We start from the raw sequence: 18260 nt of genomic DNA on the forward strand, positions 1-18260 counted from the left end.
CTTATGAGAAAAGGTATGAAATGGATATGCGGAGCAGCTGTCATTCTGATGATGGCTGCCTGTAATACGAGACCGGCAGATGAATGGCAGTTGGTCTGGGAGGAAAACTTTGACCAGGCAAACGGGTTGGATACGACAAACTGGTCGAAAATTCCCCGTTGGGCACCGGAGTGGGCAAAATATATGTCTGACAGTGAACTCTGTTATGATTTGGTTGACGGTAATCTTGTTTTGAAAGGTTTAATCAATCCGGACCGCTCGACAGATACGGTTCCTTACATTACCGGAGGCATCTATACTAAATATAAGCGTGCTTTCCATGGAGGCCGGTTAGAGATAAAAGCACAGCTGGGGTGTGCCACCGGGGCATGGCCGGCCATCTGGTTGAAACCGTTTGAAGAAGCGAAGTATCCCTGGCCGTCGGGCGGCGAGATAGATATCATGGAGCATCTGAATTATGATAGCATTGCTTATCAGACAGTTCATTCTACTTATACGCATAACCTGAATATCAAGAAAGACCCGCCTCAGGGAAGCACTGGGCCTATCGATCCGGCAGGTTATAATGTATATGCCGTAGAAATGTATCCGGATAGCCTCGTTTTCTTTATAAATGATGTACGAAACTTTTCATATCCCCGCATAGAAACCGATAAAGAAGGTCAATTCCCATTTGACAAACCCTATTATCTGTTAATCGATATGCAGCTGGGTGGCCCCTGGGTCGGTCCTGTCAACCCGGAAGATCTTCCGGTCGAGATGAAGGTCGACTGGGTTCGTTATTATCAGAAGAAAAAATAATCGTTGAAGGCAGGCATTAGTCTGCCTTCTTTTTCTTGTATTCCGCCGGTGTCGTATCGAACTGTGCTTTGAAGCAACGGGTGAAATAACGGGGGGAACCAAAACCCAGCATGTCGGAGATCTCGGCAATCTGCAAATCCTGACGGGTTATCAACAAGGTGGCGGCCCGCTTCAATTTACAATTCAGGACGAAATCGTTTGGTGTCATTCCGGTCAGGGCTTTGAACTTGGCATAAAGCGAGCTGCGGCTCAATCCCAGTTCTTTAGCCAGGGTATTCATGTCGAATTCCATATTACTCAGGTTTTCTTCTACGATTCGGTTTACCGTGTCCATAAACTTCTGGTCGATCGGGTTGCTGGCCAGCGATTGCGTATCGAAATCCCTTTGCTCGTTGAACTTCTTTTGCAGGATAATACGGTTGCGCACCAGGTTGTTGCAACGGGCAAGCAGTACTTTGGCATTGAACGGCTTGCTGATATAATCGTCGGCTCCCCGCTGCAAACCTTCTATGCTTTGCTCTGCCGAACCGAGCGCTGTCAACAGGATGACCGGTATATGACAGATGTCGAAATCATTCTTGATCTTCAGGCACATTTCGGTTCCAGACATTTCAGGCATCATGATGTCGCTGACGATGATATCCGGCTTTTGGGAACGTGTGATCTCCAGTCCCTCTTTTCCGTTCCGTGCCAGTAAGACATTATAAACCGGCGAGAATAGCGAGTTCAGTATCTGGAGCAGTTCTTCGTTGTCATCGACCAACAGGATGGTGTAGGTGGCATCTGTCTCGGCCAGCGATAATTCGGAGGTACTTTCGGGAATTTCCTGGGTCAGACTTTCCGGCAGTATCTCGTTGCGGATCATCTCTTTCTCCGGTTGTACAAACTGACATTCACCTTCTTTGAAATGGCTTCGGCCCTTCGGCAGATGCACAATGAATATGCTTCCGTATCCCGGCGTACTTTCTACCTGTATTTTTCCATGATGCAACCCGATGATGCTCTTGGTTAGCGACAGACCGATACCGGTGCTCGGCTGCGATATTCCCGATGAGTTATTTCCTGCCTGGTAGAAACGGTCGAATATCTTGTCGATATCTTCTTTGCTGATACCGATACCGTTGTCTATGATTTTTATGATGATCGCCTGGTCATTCTCTTCGACGACCATTTCGATGGCAGCACCCGGTTTTGAATATTTGAATGCGTTCGACAACAGGTTGTAGAATACCTTCTGCATCTGTTTCGGGTCGAACCAGCATTCGATATCTTCCGCCCCGGAGGTGAACTGATAAGTCACCGAACGGCTGGATGCATATTCGTAAAAAGACAGATAGATTTCTTTCAGGAAAGGGATGATGTTTTGTTCATATACTTTCAGTTTCACATGCCCTTGTTCCAGTTTGCGGAAATCCAGCAACTCACTGATCAGCATCCGCATATTATGCGTGTTCCTGTATATTTTCAGTAGTTTGTTGTAGGTGGATGGGGCCACCGAACTGCTTTGCAGCAAGAGTTCTATCTGCGAAATGATCAGGGTAAGCGGTGTCCGGAACTCATGCGAGATGTTTGAAAAGAACTGTAGTTTAGCCTGGTTCAGTTCCTCGATCCTCTCTTTTTCTTTCCGTTCAAACTCCAATGAAGTTCTGAGCAGCAACTGCGATTGTTTGAAGCGGAAGAAGCTATAGATCAACCCGCCGCCGACCAGCACGTATAAGAGATAAAATAACGGTGTGGCATAGAGCGGGGAATGGATCGTGATGCCCATCCGGATCGTTTGCGGTTCGATCTTTGTGTCGTATTGTTTCTCACGCACGACCAGGGTGTATTTACCCGGATTGAGGTTCGTGTATTGGATGCTGTTGTCGGTATTGTTGATCCATTTGTTGTCGAAGCCTTCCAGCATGTATTCGTAAGCCGTCTCTTTCAACGTATTGATATAGTTGTTCGAGTTGAACGAGATGATGAGGTTGTTCTGATTGTGGTTCAACTCTATTTCCTGCGTATAAGGCAAAGCATCGGAGAGACCCCGTGAACGGTCGGAAGGATTTACTAATTCATTATTGATATACAATTCGGAGAAATATAACCGGTAGTCTTTTGCAGGCCGGAACAAGTCCTGTTCGAAGAACGTACTTAAACCGTCTATTCCTCCGACAAAGATTTCGCCATTCGGGCTGACCAGCAGTCCGCATCCTTTGTTGATCCCGGAAACAGGAAGTGCGGTGCCCAGTTCTACCACCTTAAATAACTGTTGTTCCGGATCCAGGAAAGAGAGTCCTTTATCACCGGATATGATCAGGTAACCTTGTATCGACTCTTTGATATCGTAGCAATAGTTGCTTAGGATCATACTGTTTTCGGTTGTATATCCACTGAAAGTATGGTTCTTCTCATCATACAGATAAAGTCCGGCTCCGAGCGTACCGAAGAAGATACGTCCTTTTTTGTCTTCATAGATGGCAGATACCGGCTGGTTTCCCAATCCGTTTTCGCCGCAACGAAAGACTGTCCTGTCTTCCTGGTTATTCAGGTTGATCTTGTTGATGACTCTTCCTGTTGTTATCCATATATAATCCTGCGAGTCGATCAGGAAACAATGATTACCGTATTGCTTGCCTCCGTCGAAAGTCTGGGTGATCTTTTCGGTATCGAGATCCATTTTGACACATCCCCATTGCGTCAGGAGAACCAGGTATTTGTCTTTCCAGATGGCCATCTGATTGATACGGTCGCCGGCTTTTACGGCATACGAAGGGTCTTCGAAATAAGGATTCCGGAACCGTTTCTTCGGGATATCGAATATGGATAGTCCGCCGGTGTGGGTACCGATGTAAAGCTTATTGCGGTTGGCACTGTAGGCAATAGATTTCAGATTGTCATGGGCGATAGAGTTTCTGTCGGGATCGGCCATGAAATAGGTAAATGTTTTCTTTTTCCGGTCGAAGAGGTTCAGTCCGCCGCCTTCGGTGCAGATCCAGATATTATCGTCTTTATCTTCCGTCATATGCCCGACAAAAGGGAAACTGATGCAGTCTTTCCTTGTTTTGTCTGCCGTATAAATCGTGAAAAGGTCCATTTCAGGATTGAAATAGTGGACGCCACCGTAATAAGTACCCAACCAGATGCTTCCCTGCCGGTCTTTGTAAACCGGGAAAACGGAGGAGTGGGCGAGGCTTCCGGGAAGGTTGTCGCGGGTATATACCTGGAAATGATCGTTATAGGGATTATATTTGTTTAGTCCGGTGAAGGTCCCTATCCAAAGGTTACCGGAGTTGTCTTCAACGATTCCCCTTACCTGGTTGCTGGATATATTGTTATCGTTGTGCGGATCGAAGCGGTAGCGTTTGAAATCGCCCGACGGTTCGCGTTTGTAAAGTCCGTTCATGCGGGCGGATATCCATAGGTTCCTATGTGAATCTTCGTATAAGGCATAAATATCTTCACTGGGAATGATATAGGCAAGAGGCTTGTCTTCCTCTTTCATATATAATCCGGAATTGGTCCCTATCCAGCAGCGTTTTTGGGAATCGACCATGATACAGGTTGCATGTTGGTTGGAGAGTTCCAGTTTGAAGCGGAAATGAAGTTTTTCCGTCTGTGTATCCCAGACAAAGATAGAATCGGACGCGTTCACCCAAAGTTGTTCGCCGCTGAAAGCGATCGCATTCACCCATGCTTGTTTCAGGCAGGTAAACTGCTGGGAACGCAGGTTGTATCGTACCAACGAATTATCCGAATTGAAATAAATATTCCCTTGGTTGTCTCCGGTTATGAAGTCGATGCTGTTACCAACGGTTGTTTCCTTCCCGCTCTCATTCTTTAATGTCGGTTTATGCGAGGTTACGTGAACACCGTCGAAAACGCTTAGCCCTTCTTCCGTCCCGAACCACATACGGCCCAGTTCATCCTGATAGATAGACATAACAGAAAGTTGCGAAAGTCCTTCTTTCATCCCGATATGTTTGAAATAGATAGGGAAGGCGTAAGACAAGATATGCAGAAATATGAAAAGGATGATTGATTTTCTCATGGCTTTTACATTATTTGAAGGCGAAGATAATGATAAATTCTGAAACAGCTTTACGTATCAGGTCATATAAAATGCTATCTTTGTAAATCAATGTAACCAATAAACTATTACATATTATGAAAGCAGATTTCAATTATGATGAATTCCCGGGTCGTTTTGCCCATTGTCTCAACGAGAAATGCGTGCGTCGTGATACCTGCCTTCGGCATCAGGTGTGGCTTCGTGTTCCTCAAACGCGCGGAGGTGTATATATTATCAATCCGGGCCACCTTGCATCTCTCACCGGCGAAGAGTGTCCTTTCTTCCTGCTCGACCAACCGCAGCGGTTCGCCAGAGGTATAACCTGCCTGTTCGATGATATCCCTTTGCGAAAAGCCGAGACAATCAAATCACAGCTTATTGCCCATCTGGGACGTAATACCTATTACCGCTGTAAACAAAAGAAGCGCCTGGTCAGGCCGAAAGAGCAGGCATATATCAAAAAGCTGTTCCTTGCCCAAGGCATTACCGAAGAGCCGCAATATGACGAATATATGGAGTATTATGATTTGGATAGAGATTGATTCATAGTCTGTTACGGACTACTGAATGATCTATCTGTATAGATGCAGAAATATCATATATTGTGATACTCAATTCTCATATATTATACGAATGTTGTATCATAATATATGAGAATATGGTATCCTAATATAAGATACAGAAGTTGTCTGGTTGCGGAATGAAAAACAGGTGCGCTTACATTCTCCGAAAGACCGGATTTCTTGGATTTTTGTGCTTGAAAATGGAAAAAGCCGTAATAGTATGGATTTTTTGCTTCCGATAAATAATAATATTAATGTACGCGCATGTACATTATATATAAGACCTTTAATATTTCTCTAACGGATTAAAGACGGAGATGAATGTGTAGCTATTGAATTATAAAACGTGAAGTGCGAAAAAGGACTGACTAATTTAAAGGTTCCTTTTTTCTAGTCACAAAATTACAACAATCTTTTTAACCACCACTCTTTTTCTCTATATTTTTTTCTTTCTCTATATCCTTTCTTATCAACAGAATAACAAAGTTAGTACAAAATTCGACCTTTCCGGTATGAACTCAAATCATACACCAAAAAATGACGAGAAAAAAGGAACGTTTAAACTCGTCATTTAACATTTGACAGTCTCTGAACGGATCCGTGAAATGGACTTTTATAACACTATTATTAATATTAAATTTATTGATTATGAACAAAAAGTTTTCTACTTTGATGGCTTGTGCATTTATGGCAAGTGCTTTCTCATTGGGGGCTCAAACGCATGCGTTGACTGCTCAGGGAGAAATTCCTTACCGTACACAAGCTGTTTTGTCAGAACAGTTCGATGCCTGCCTGACAGGGGTTAAGGCTATTAATCCGGACTATTATTATCAATTACAGGTTAATGCTAACGGTTCTGTAGTTACAGAGGATCAAAATGATTTGGTTCCTGCTAAGGTCTTGGTACAGGTTCGCGATTATGCAACAGGTAATTTGACTTTGAAAGTGATGGATATCGACAAAGCTCCTCTTACAGGTTCTTTGTGGAGAATCGAAGTAAAAGACAATGGTCTTCGTGGTAAGGAATTTGTTTTTGTAAACAGAGAAACAGGTTATACTATCAATTATGATTGTGCAGACGCTTTTGAACCTACAACTGTTAGTACAACTATCAATGTAGATGCAAATCAGACAACTATTATTAAAGATGATAATAATCGTTGGGAATGGTATTCAGATGATGAACAACCCGATATCTTCGGTCCGAAGAAAGTGTACTCTTATGTACATGAAGGTGATAAAGTAATGGGACTGATTGCCAAAACAGATGGTGATGTTGTTGCTGTAAAGGTGAAAAAATCTTTATTGAATGACGAGATGACCAATATCAACTTCCTGACATTGACAGTTCGTACTGCCGGTGCAAAGGTGTTGACTGCTAAAGATATCAATTCGATGATCGATGCAGAAGGTTCATGGCAGAACAGAACCAGCAATAATGAAGCAATCTTTAATGCTTTTGGTTTGATTGGAACTAAGGCTGCTATCACAAACGAAGATTTGGTTACAGGTGCTTATCTGGCTCAAGAAGTTGCTGCTGTATATCCTGCTTATGCTGCTTGGGATATGGTACAGCCTGCGTCTGGTAAGTTCTTCGGATACAATATCCTGTTGAACAAGAAAACTACCGATAAGTATTTAATGGTGGCAACAGACGAGACACACGAATCTATTCAGAATCCGTCTTTACATGGTGGTCTGAAAGTAATAGATGCTAAGCTTGCACGTGTAAATGAAGAAGCTTGTGATGCATTGTTAGCTCGTTATATCTGGAAAGCAACTTATTATGCAACTAATGATAGCCTGGTACTGGAACCACTGAACGCATCTGTAATTACAACAGCGTTGAAGCAGGCTGGTAAAAAATGGAATCAGACAAAATTGGCTGATGCAACTGCTGACGAATACTACAACACGATTAATGCAGGTTCCACAACAGGAAATAATGTTGATTTGAACGGTGAATTTGCTAAAAAGGCAGAGAAAATTCCGGTTGCATTAACAGCTATGAATGCTACTAATGGCATTGATAGCCGTACAGTTATTACTGTCGGTCAGCCTCAGAATGCAGTAACCAGTGGTCATGATGTAAAGACTGCCAATGGTATTGCTATTGTTGCTGCCGAGAACCATGCTAATCAGCCGTTCTGCTATCCGTACGCAAATATGAACGTGAAAGTGAACTTCAATAACACTTATTTGCCTATATTGAACCGTACAACTCAGGCAACAGGTATCTATTATCTGCAACTTTCAACTACTAAGACTAACAGTTCTTTAGATGAAAAACGTTTGAATGGTTCTTATCTGGTTGCTGATTATGCAGGACACTATCGGTACGATGTTTGGGAAGCTGAACAGAACTTCGCTCACATGCCTGCAACACAGTGGGTTGTTGAACAATTGGGTTGCCCGGAAGGTGGAAACCGTTGGGTGAAGATCACAAACCGTGAATTTGCATCTCAGGCATTTATGGGTCAGTTGTATACTGCCGGAAAGAATGCAGAAGGCAAAGAATTGGTGTATATCATCAACCATAACTACCAGGGCTTGCGCGGTCATAACAATGTGGCAACTCCGGCTACAAACAATGCATTGAACTGTGCTGACACATTGATTTTCGCCGCTGTTGAAAATCCGACAATCGGCTATCTGAATATTGCTGATGATGTATTAAGAGAGAACAAATATGCTTTCAACCTGATCGAAAAAGACTTTAGCAATCAGTTCCTGTCTGCTAACGATGTAATTGAAAACTTACGTTTGTCTACTACAGCTACAAACTTTGAATTCTTCCGCGTTGCAGCTCCTGCATTCGGTTATAAAGTTGGTGGTGGTACTATCGGTGAAAAATATTTGTACAAAGTAAAAGTAAGCGATGCCAACAAGATTGATAACGATCATGTTTGGGTTGCATACGATAACAACCACAAATTTGTGATTGCTTCTGAAAAAGATATCAATGCAGGTAGAGACGGTTTGAAATGGGCTACATTCGCATTCAAAGAAAACAGCGAAAACGAAGGTGTTGATTGCTTTACTTTAGTTCATCACGAACTGGTAACTGTAGAGCATGACAAGACTGCTTATCAGCCGGTAGGCGTTCTGTCAAAAGAACTTCAGACTGCTCATACAAAAGCTATCGATCTGTGCCAGAGAGAATACGATGTATTCGATATTATTCCTGATGCAAGACCTCTGTATATGAACATGCGTGGTGATGCTGTCGTTGGCGACAAATATGCAAGCTATATCAACAGCGAAGAAAACTGCATGAAGTTTACTCACACGAAGACTGCTGGTAACTTGTTTGAAAGAAGCTTGCTTGCTGAAGGTTTACTGAACTATCTGGATATCGAAACGCTGTCTGATGCCGGTAGCAGAAAGAATGCAGCTTTGTATGTAGACGAAGTAGCAGCTGCTGTAGATTCTCGTATGCCTCAGTATATGTTTGTTATCAGACCTGATAGCGCAGTTGCTTATACTTGGTGTTCACAACACGGAATCAATTCAACTTGCGAACATTCTGCTCCTTACGAAGGCTATGTAGCAGGTGAATTCCTGGTTAACTTGAATGACTCTATTCACGCTTCTATCAACAAACTGACAGATGCAAGCAAATTCCATAGCGATAACTATACAAGACTTGCTTTCGTAGAAGCTATCCACCAGGGTGATTTCTTGTATGTTCTGAAAGCTCCGTATACAATCGCAAGCATCAGCGCTGCTGATCCTACTACAGAAAAGATGTATGTAGTTCCTACTTATCTGGCTGCTGATCAGGAAGGTATCGTTTACGATAAGATCGCTCTTGACGGTGCACACAACAACGTAGCTTTTGCTATCCGTTATGTAGGTGATACAGAAGAAGACGGCATCATGCTTGAATCTTACGACGTAGCAATGGCTGAAGCTGATAAGTCAGAAGCCGGTATCGGTTCTTTCACTGGTGCTTGGGTTACTTTGAACGGAACAGGTGTTCCTGTATTAGGCAAGTTCCATAATGAAAACGGAAACCACGATACTGACGATTCAGTTGGTGGAGGAAATAGTGCTCCGGTAAAAGACTTTAGCCAGGTTATCAACCAGGCTGCTGTATTCGCTCCGAATGCAACTGAAGGTCCTGCAACAGATACAGAAGAAGTTGAAGTTGCTACTATCAAAGTAATTTCAGGAAATGGTTCTGTTACTGTAATAGGTGCAGAAGGCAAGACAGTTACTATCAGCAACGTCCTTGGCCAGACAATTGCTAACACAGTGGTTACTTCTAACGAAGCTACAATCTCAACTCCTGCAGGTGTAGTATTTGTAGCTGTAGAAGGTGAAGCAGCTGTAAAAGCAATCGTTAAATAAGAAATTATTTATAATCAAATAATTCTAATAGAGTATCACGCAGCGCAATAGCGTTAATTACCCTGTGACAGGTGAACAAGTGGTATTTATTAATACTAAAGTAATGAAATAAAGTTCTTCTGTTCTACCTCTGTGAAGAGTGAAAACAGACAAAAAAAGCAAGCCCCGGGGGATTCGTCTCCTGGGGCTTTGTGTTGTTTAGTCAAAACATTTTGACTAAATTCGCCCGTCCTTATCGAGATACACGTGGAATATTATGAAGAACAAATAGTAAGAGGGGTAAAGGAGGGTGATGAGAACGCTTTCCGGATACTTTATGATAAGTATTATCATCGTCTGTTCTGTATCTCCCGGCAATATCTGCAAGATGAATTTCTGGCTGAAACGATTGTATCGGATGTGTTTTTCCATCTTTGGGAAAATCGTAAAACAATAGATATACAAATCTCTCTGAATGCGTATCTTATACGTATGGTCCGGAATTTTTCCCTGAATTATTTACAGAAGAATTATGTCGGGAGGGAGGTCAGTCTGAATGATATGGATATGACTTCCCCTTTGTTATTTCTTTCGGATGAATATCCGTTGGGGCGTTTGATGGAAAAGGAACTGATGGCTAAAGTACAGGAAGAGATTGAACGCCTGCCGAAAGAAACACGCCAGGTTTTTATTCTCAGTCGCCTGGAAGAATTGAAACATGACGAGATTGCAGCCCGTCTAGGCATTTCGGTCAATACCGTCAAATATCATATTAAACAAGCATTATCAATATTGCGTGATCGTTTAAAAGACTATCTGATAGTGCTTTTGGTCTGCTTTGTGAAATATTTTTGAAAAAAGTGAGTTTTTTCACTACCCCATTTCTCTACTATTCTTGTCTACCTTATAACAACATAGAAAATGAATAAAACGGAACAAATATATTATCCCGATGACCTGATTACCGCTTATTTGAATAATGAGCTGAATAAGGAACAGCGCGTTGAATTGGAACAATGGGTGGCTGCCGACACTGCCCATAAACAATATTTCTATGAAATGACCGAAGTGTGGCTGGCTGCTAACGCCGCTTCGGGGACCCAAGAAGAAAGCAACCGTGCTTTTCAACATTTCCGGGGACGAATCTTCGTATCGCAAAAGAAGAAACGCTTTTCATTGCGTTTTGTCAGAGTGGCGGCGGCAATATTTGCAGGTATCCTGTTGTTGGGAGGAGGTTATTACTGGGGGCATAACCATTTCGATCCATCTTCCTTATATGCGATGCAGACGGTTGAGGTTCCTATAGGATCACGTAGCCGGATCGTTTTGCAGGACGGAACGGTGGTTTGGCTGAACGCGGGAAGTAAATTGAGTTATACAAACGGTTTTTCCCATCAGGACCGCCATGTCCGGCTGGAAGGAGAAGGCTATTTTGAAGTGACTCGCAATGAAAAACTGCCTTTTATTGTGAATACCAGCGATCTCGATGTAAAGGTGCTGGGAACTAAGTTTAGCGTGAAAGCATATACTGACGAAGAAAACATAGAAGTGATATTGGCGGAAGGATCTGTTAATCTGTTGAACATAAAGAACCCGGATGAATCGCTGATCATGAAACCGGAGCAACAGGTTATATATAACAAAGAAACCGGAACAACCGATATACACAAAGTGCCGGCATCATTAGCCGGACATTGGACAACCGGTGCGCACTTCTTTAATGAACAGACCCTGGAACAGATAGTCAGAGAACTGGAAAAGTCATTCGATGTCACCTTTATCTTTAGGAATGAAGAGAAGAAGAAGTTAACCTTTTACGGCGATTTCAGAGTGGATGATTCGTTGGATGACATATTGATGATCATGTCCAGCAGTGGAAAATTCAAGTATAGAAAAACGAATAATATTATAGAGCTCTATTAAAACAAAGTAGTATTAACTAAAAAAGAAAGGAGAATAGATACGGAAATTAGCAATGTGAATAAAAAGCGAATCGGAAAATGTTGGTACCATTTCCCGATTCAGATAGTCATTAAACTTTTTTGTTATTAAAAACAACAATACAAAATTATGGAAAACATTCCTTATGAGAAAATTAGAGCAACATTATTTGCTCATAAAAAAACATTATTTATTACAGGCTTATGTACTGTACTTATAGCAGGTAACGGACAATCTGCTTTTGCGGCACTGCCCCAGGAAAAGAAAATAACCTTGAATGTCCGGAATATTACTGTGAAAGACGCAATAGAAACTGTAAAAAAACAGAGTGGCTATTCTTTTTTCATCGATACGAAAGAGGTACAACTGCACAAACAGATCAGCGTTAATCTGACAGGTAAATCTATTTCTGAAGCATTGGATATTATATTCAGTGATCAACCGGTCAAATATGAGATTAAGGGAAGACATGTCATTGTAACCGGAAAGGACGTATTGGTTCCCCGTGAGAACATGGCAAAAGACGTCCGGATCTCGGGTGTTGTAAAAGATGAGTTGGGGGAACCTGTATCCGGAGCCAATGTAGTCGTGAAAGGACAGGTACTGGGAACTATAACTGATATGGATGGCCGTTATTCTCTGAACGTTCCGGCTAAGTCGGTATTGGTGGTAACATTTATCGGTTATAAGACAAAAGAAGTGCCGGTAGGCAAACAGTCTGTGATAAATGTAACTTTATCAGAAGATGCCGAGTTGCTTGACGAAGTTGTTGTGACGGCTTTGGGTATCAAACGGGAGGAGAAAGCGTTGGGATATTCCGTCCAGAAAGTAGGAGGTGAACGCCTGGCTGCCGTAAAAACAGTAGATGTGGCTACTTCACTGACCGGTAAGATTGCCGGATTGAATGTGAAGAACAGCACGGAATTCGATACGACACCTGATTTGGCTTTGCGTGGGGAAAATCCGCTGTTAGTAATAGATGGAGTTCCTTATGGGAATATGAAGCTACAAGATGTGGCTTCTGATGACATCGAGTCTGTTGACGTATTGAAAGGGGCTACTGCGTCTGCACTTTATGGAGCTCGTGGTTCTTCCGGTGCAATTATGGTGACTACTAAAAGAGGCTCTGAAGATGGCTTGAACATTTCTGTTAACAGCAACACGATGTTCAACGCCGGATATCTGAAATTTCCAAAAGTACAATCGTCCTATAGCGGTGGGCAGGGTGGCAAATATAACCCTACGGATTACGTTTGGGGAGATAAGCTGGATATAGGTCGTACGGCTCTTCAATATGACCCTTATACCTATGAATGGAGTGAGATGCCATTGACTTCAAAAGGTAAAAACAATTTGAAGAATTTTCAGGAAACAGGTTTTGTTACTAATAATAATGTGAGTGTTACACAGAAAGGAAAGTATGGCAGTTTTCGTACATCTCTGACTCATGTTTATAATAAAGGACAGTGGCCGAATACCAAGCTGAATAAAATAACTTATACAGCTTCCGGTAACATGCATTACAAAGGATTCGATCTGGATGCCGGTATTACCTATAATAAACGTTTCTCTCCTAACGGCGAAGATTCCGGTTATGGCGGCAATGGATTAATATACAACCTGCTGGTATGGACCGGTCCCGAATGGGATGTCCGTGATTATAAAAATTACTGGCGGGTGAAAGATGTAGAACAGAACTGGTATAACGAGAGATATTATAATAATCCCTATTATATAGCAAACGAGATTGTCGGTTCCAGCGATTTTGACAAAGTGAATGGGTTTGTCTCCGGTAGTTATAAGATTACACCTTGGTTAAAAGCGATGTTAAGATCCGGATTGGATGCGTATTCAACCCGTAAAGAATGGCGCAACCCGATTGGAGCCTATGGTGCATGGGATAAGAAAGGATATTATGAACTGCAAACGCCGAATGGGTATAGTATCAATACGGACTTTATGTTAATGGCGGATCATAAGTTCGGAAACTTTTCTTTAGACGGTTTTGTCGGGGGGAATATTTACTTTTATCAGGACAATAAACATACCAGCCATACGAAAAATGGGTTGTTGGTTCCAGGCTTTTATTCTTTAAAATCTTCCGTAGATCCGGCTGCGACTTCCTCTTCGGTGGTTAAAAAACAAACGAATAGTTTGTTTGCCAAAATGTCTGTTTCCTGGAAAAGTGCTTTGTTTTTAGATGTGACCGGACGTAACGACTGGTCATCGTCGTTGCCATCCGATACTCGTTCTTATTTTTATCCGTCTGTTGCCGGAAGTGTGGTTTTGTCTGAATTTATTCCAATGCCTTCATGTATTGATTTCTGGAAAGTGAGAGGCTCCTGGACAATGTCGAAAGATGATACAAGCGTGTATGCGACCAACAATACTTATTCAATCTCGACAAATATATGGGATGATGTCACGACTGCTTATTATCCAACAACGATTCGGAATAAATCGGTTAAACCGAGTACTTCAAAATCGTATGAACTGGGTACAATGGTAACTTTCTTCGGTAAACGACTGATTTTAGATGCTGCTTATTATAACAAATATTACTATAACCGGATTGTGAATACAACAATCAGTGCTGCTTCCGGATTCGATAAAACACAAGTGAATTCTAAAGAAGAGTATGTAAGGCGTGGTGTAGAAATACAGGTGAGTGGAGATATCATAAAGAATAGGGATTTGAACTGGAATTCAACTTTCAACTGGGCTTTGGATCGGAAATACTATGCCAAACTCGACCCGGATTTCTCCTCTAAGAAACCTTGGGTGAAGGAGGGAGGTCGTACAGATTATGTAACATACGCTGATTATGAATATGACAAAGATGGTAATATGATTCATGAAGCCGGTTACCCATTAGTCAGTGATTATTCCACCCTTCATGGCTATTCGAATCCTGATTGGATATGGGGATGGGTAAATACGGTCACTTATAAGAATTTTACGTTGAGTTTTACAGTAGACGGGCGTGTTGGGGGGATCGCTTATTCAAATACCAATCAGGCATTATGGAATACCGGAGCGCATATAGAAAGTGATAATCAATGGCGTTATGATGAGGTAGTGAACGGATTAAAGAATTATATAGGTAAAGGAGTTAAGGTTGTATCCGGTACAGTGAAGTATGATTCGGATGGGAATATAACTTTTGATGATCGTGTATTTGCGCCCAATGATGTTCAGGTCTCTTACGAACAGTATATTCGTGAGTATCATTGTAATGCCTATACGGCAAGACCTCAGAATTATTTCAAGCAGACATTTATTAAATTAAGAGATTTGTCACTAACTTATCAGATGCCTCGGACACTTTGTGAAAAAGTCAGATTGAAGGGGGCCTCTATCGGTCTGGTAGGACAGAATTTATTGATTTGGACTAAAGAGTTTAAGTATGCTGATCCGGATGTAGGAAGTGATAATCTGAATGCTCCTTCTACCCGTTTGTTAGGTTTTAATATAAAGTTGGATTTATAATACGGAAAAGACAATGAATAAATATATAAAATTGGCTGTTTGCCTGATTACTGTAGCTTTCTGTTTTACCTCCTGTGGAAATTTTGATGAGATAAATACAGATCCGGATGTGCCAACCCGTGTTACTGCGGCTATGCTGGCTTCCGGGGGAATAAAAAGTATGCTTGGAAGCCCGGGTGCAAAAGATTTTGTTCAAAACAACCTGGCTTGTAAGCATATTGCCTGGGGTGAAAATTCACAGGGCTATCTTTATAATAGTTTTGGACGGAGTGGCCTAAGCGGATACAGTACGATTATCAATATGGAGAAGATGGTGGAACTGGCTCCAGAGCAAGATCAGAGTGCTTATTCCGGTCTCGCTCAGTTTATCAAAGCTTATAAATTGTTTTGGGTATCAATGGATTTAGGGGATATTCCTTATAGCGATGCTCTGAAGGGGGAAGAAGGAAATATGAAACCGAAGTATGATACGCAGAAGGAGGTAATGTTGCATGTGCTTGATGATCTGGATAAATCCTACGCTTTCTTTTGTGAGGCAAAAGATTTCGACGGTGATCCTTTCGTCGGAGGAAGTGTCGAAAGATGGAAAAAGATAGTCAGTGTGTTCCAGCTTCAGGTATTAATGTCGCTGTCGAAGAAAGTTGATGACCCTGATTTAAGAGTGAAGGAGCGTTTCGAGAAAATTGTAAGTTCATCAACTCTGATGACATCGAATGCGGATAATTTCCAATTGGTTTATTCCGATAAAGACGGACAGATTTATCCTTTATATTATACTACTATGTATTGGGATTATCCGATGGTATCTTCTTTTCTCATTGATATGTTGAGAGATACTAAGGATTATCGCTTGTTCTATTATGCAAGACCGGCTGAAAGTAAATTGAAGGCAGGGGTTGCAGCCGATAGCTGGGATGTTTTCGTCGGAACAGATGTTACATTGGATTTTGCATCTCATAAAGACTTATATGTAGCCAAGAATTTTTCCGGCCTGAACTGGCGGTATACTCATACCAGGGAAGGGGAACCGGTTGTCCGTCTGGGATATTCGCAGCAGAATTTCATTTTGGCGGAGGCTGTGGTGAGAGGCTGGATTACAGGAGATGCTTCGACGTATTATAAACAAGGGATAAAAGCCAGCATGGACTTTACAGTAGCGCATACTCCGGATGAGGATACTTATCATCAGGGACGGAAAATGACCCCGGAGGTTATTAACGACTTTCTTGCCCAGTCCTCCATACAGCTGACCGGAGATAAGGAAGGCGATATCGAGAAGATCATTACGCAGCGTTACATCTCGAGCTTTATGCAATACCCCTGGGATGCTTATTTCGAATATCGCAGAACCGGTTATCCGAAGTTGCCGATAAATCCGGCAACCAGCCTGAACACCAATGCAAAGGATAAGATTCCGGTACGCTGGATGTACTCGACAGACGAGTATTCGTATAATAAAGAGAATGTGGAAGAAGCCGTGGCACGCCAGTATGGCGGAAATGATGAAGTGAATCAATTAATGTGGATTTTAAAATAATATCTGATCATGAAACATCCATGAAATAAATTTCGTCCAAGAGAATGTAAATAGGGGGGTATTGTTTACTTTAGTGTCATTCACTCGAAAAAACGAATGCAATGAAAACAGTACCTTTTGAACAAGTCATCCTCCGGGGTTGTGGAATAGATGTCCACAAGGACATGGTAGTTGCTACGATAAGTGGCGAAGGTCTCAAAACTGAAACCCGCAGTTACAAGACCTTCAGTAGTTCTTTGACAGAATTAAAAGAATGGTTATTATCCAGTGGCATTACGCATGTAGCCATGGAAAGTACCGGTGTTTACTGGAAGCCGGTTTATAAGATTCTTGAATGTCCAGATATGAAAGTCTGGATCGTGAACGCACGGCACATCAAGTATGTTCCCGGGCACAAAACGGATAAAAAGGATAGTGCCTGGATTTGCAAACTGCTTTTAGCAGGTTTGTTGAAACCGAGTTATATCCCGGAGCGTGAACAACGTGAGCTTCGTGATTTAACCCGTTACCGTAACAAGTTGATCCAGCATGTATCTTCTGAGAAAAACCGTATTGTTCGTATCCTGGAAGATTGTAACATCAAACTTTCCAGCGTGGTGTGCAGCCTGGACGGAGTCGTGGCGAACAAGCTGATAGATATGTTGATCGATAAGGGTCATGTAACAATGGATGACATAACTTGCATCTATCATAAAAAACTTGAAGCCAGTCCGGAACTTCTTTATCAGGCTTGTGAAGGCTTTATAGAACCGCATCACATCTATATGTTGCAGACCATCCGTAAAGATATGGAACAGACGAAAGCCATCATAGCTGACCTTACCTGCCGTATAAAAGAGGTTTTATCTCCTTATGAGAATGTGATGGAACTCTTGCAGAAGATCCCCGGACTTAGCCGGAAAACGGTTGAAGACCTGATAGCAGAGATAGGTGTGGATATGGAAGCCTTTCCAACCGAAAAGCACCTGGCTTCGTGGGCCGGTGTCTGTCCAGGCAATAACGAGAGCGCAGGTAAAAAAAAAGTGGTAGAACCACCCATGGCAACAAACAGTTGAAAGCCGTAATCACGGAGGCTGCGTGGGCAGCCACCCGTACCAAGAACACCTTTTACAGTGCACGTTATCACCGTTTAGCCGCCCGTCGAGGGAAAAAGAGGGCTTTAGTAGCAGTAGGACACTCGATCCTGAAATCGGTATGGCATGTACTGAAAGAGGCTTGTGAGTATAAGGAACTCGGTGCGGAATATCTCAACCAAAGGATGGAGCAGAAACGGAAAAATTACTTGAAGAAAGAGCTGGAAGCACTTGGCTATAAAGTTAAAATCAGCCGTGATGATGGTCCAATCCCAGAAGTAGGTTAAAAACATAGAGAAGGTCGATTTTTACTGGCTTGTTGTCGTAAGAAACAGCAAGAGGTCGCTCATGAAACTGATCTCAACTGCTAAGCGGTCAAGACTGCGAGTCCTTTAACGCGTGTATGAAATTTTTTTTCTTAGCTGTTGTAAAATTATAAAATGCCCAAAGATAATAGCCAACCGCATTTG

General features: G+C 42.2%; 10 protein-coding genes. 9 read left to right on the top strand and 1 reads right to left on the bottom strand.

Translation table 11 applies throughout. From position 1 onward, the window contains the following. The first annotated feature begins 3 nt into the window (after positions 1 to 3). On the top strand, positions 4 to 801 hold the full coding sequence (locus tag C825_RS06830) for a glycoside hydrolase family 16 protein (RefSeq protein WP_010801941.1): 798 nt from the start codon (positions 4 to 6) through the stop codon (positions 799 to 801). 16 nt (positions 802 to 817) lie between these two features. Here C825_RS06830 and C825_RS06835 read toward each other — a convergent pair whose 3' ends face one another. Further along, positions 818 to 4834, bottom strand: coding sequence for a hybrid sensor histidine kinase/response regulator transcription factor (locus tag C825_RS06835; RefSeq protein WP_010801942.1), 4017 nt, complete (start codon positions 4832 to 4834; stop codon positions 818 to 820). A 116-nt stretch (positions 4835 to 4950) separates the two neighbouring features. Between C825_RS06835 and C825_RS06840 the strand changes: the two genes are divergently transcribed. The 8 genes from C825_RS06840 (at position 4951) to C825_RS06875 (ending at position 18077) form a co-directional block, all read left to right on the top strand. Beyond that, the gene (locus C825_RS06840; protein ID WP_007655016.1) at positions 4951 to 5397 is read left to right on the top strand and encodes a DUF6078 family protein; all 447 of its coding nucleotides are present in this window, start codon (positions 4951 to 4953) and stop codon (positions 5395 to 5397) included. 669 nt (positions 5398 to 6066) lie between these two features. After that, complete coding sequence (locus C825_RS06845) at positions 6067 to 9771, top strand: DUF6383 domain-containing protein (protein WP_010801943.1); 3705 nt, start codon at positions 6067 to 6069, stop codon at positions 9769 to 9771. A 246-nt stretch (positions 9772 to 10017) separates the two neighbouring features. Further along, on the top strand, positions 10018 to 10605 hold the full coding sequence (locus tag C825_RS06850; protein ID WP_007655012.1) for an RNA polymerase sigma-70 factor: 588 nt from the start codon (positions 10018 to 10020) through the stop codon (positions 10603 to 10605). A 66-nt stretch (positions 10606 to 10671) separates the two neighbouring features. After that, the gene (locus tag C825_RS06855; protein ID WP_010801944.1) at positions 10672 to 11673 is read left to right on the top strand and encodes a FecR family protein; all 1002 of its coding nucleotides are present in this window, start codon (positions 10672 to 10674) and stop codon (positions 11671 to 11673) included. A 147-nt stretch (positions 11674 to 11820) separates the two neighbouring features. Then, the gene (locus C825_RS06860; RefSeq protein ID WP_010801945.1) at positions 11821 to 15180 is read left to right on the top strand and encodes a SusC/RagA family TonB-linked outer membrane protein; all 3360 of its coding nucleotides are present in this window, start codon (positions 11821 to 11823) and stop codon (positions 15178 to 15180) included. A 13-nt stretch (positions 15181 to 15193) separates the two neighbouring features. Continuing rightward, positions 15194 to 16717: a SusD/RagB family nutrient-binding outer membrane lipoprotein gene (locus tag C825_RS06865; RefSeq protein ID WP_010801946.1), complete on the top strand. Its 1524-nt coding sequence runs from the start codon at positions 15194 to 15196 to the stop codon at positions 16715 to 16717. A gap of 101 nt (positions 16718 to 16818) precedes the next feature. Next, positions 16819 to 17772 (top strand): IS110 family RNA-guided transposase, encoded by a 954-nt coding sequence (locus C825_RS06870; protein WP_010800681.1) that lies wholly within the window; start codon positions 16819 to 16821, stop codon positions 17770 to 17772. Continuing rightward, positions 17769 to 18077, top strand: a complete 309-nt coding sequence (locus C825_RS06875) for a hypothetical protein (protein ID WP_007657317.1) — start codon at positions 17769 to 17771, stop codon at positions 18075 to 18077. The genes C825_RS06870 and C825_RS06875 overlap by 4 nt, the downstream gene beginning before the upstream one ends. Positions 18078 to 18260: the final 183 nt, after the last annotated feature.

The sequence above is a fragment of the Parabacteroides sp. ASF519 genome, assembly GCF_000364265.2.
In the GTDB taxonomy this organism is placed as follows: Bacteria; Bacteroidota; Bacteroidia; order Bacteroidales; family Tannerellaceae; genus Parabacteroides; species Parabacteroides goldsteinii.

Coding starts and splice junctions, on each gene's coding strand:
- C825_RS06830 (WP_010801941.1), top strand. CDS start 4: ATGAGAAAAGGTATGAAATGGATATGCGGAGCAGCTGTCATTCTGATG.
- C825_RS06835 (WP_010801942.1), bottom strand. CDS start 4,834: ATGAGAAAATCAATCATCCTTTTCATATTTCTGCATATCTTGTCTTAC.
- C825_RS06840 (WP_007655016.1), top strand. CDS start 4,951: ATGAAAGCAGATTTCAATTATGATGAATTCCCGGGTCGTTTTGCCCAT.
- C825_RS06845 (WP_010801943.1), top strand. CDS start 6,067: ATGAACAAAAAGTTTTCTACTTTGATGGCTTGTGCATTTATGGCAAGT.
- C825_RS06855 (WP_010801944.1), top strand. CDS start 10,672: ATGAATAAAACGGAACAAATATATTATCCCGATGACCTGATTACCGCT.
- C825_RS06860 (WP_010801945.1), top strand. CDS start 11,821: ATGGAAAACATTCCTTATGAGAAAATTAGAGCAACATTATTTGCTCAT.
- C825_RS06865 (WP_010801946.1), top strand. CDS start 15,194: ATGAATAAATATATAAAATTGGCTGTTTGCCTGATTACTGTAGCTTTC.
- C825_RS06870 (WP_010800681.1), top strand. CDS start 16,819: ATGAAAACAGTACCTTTTGAACAAGTCATCCTCCGGGGTTGTGGAATA.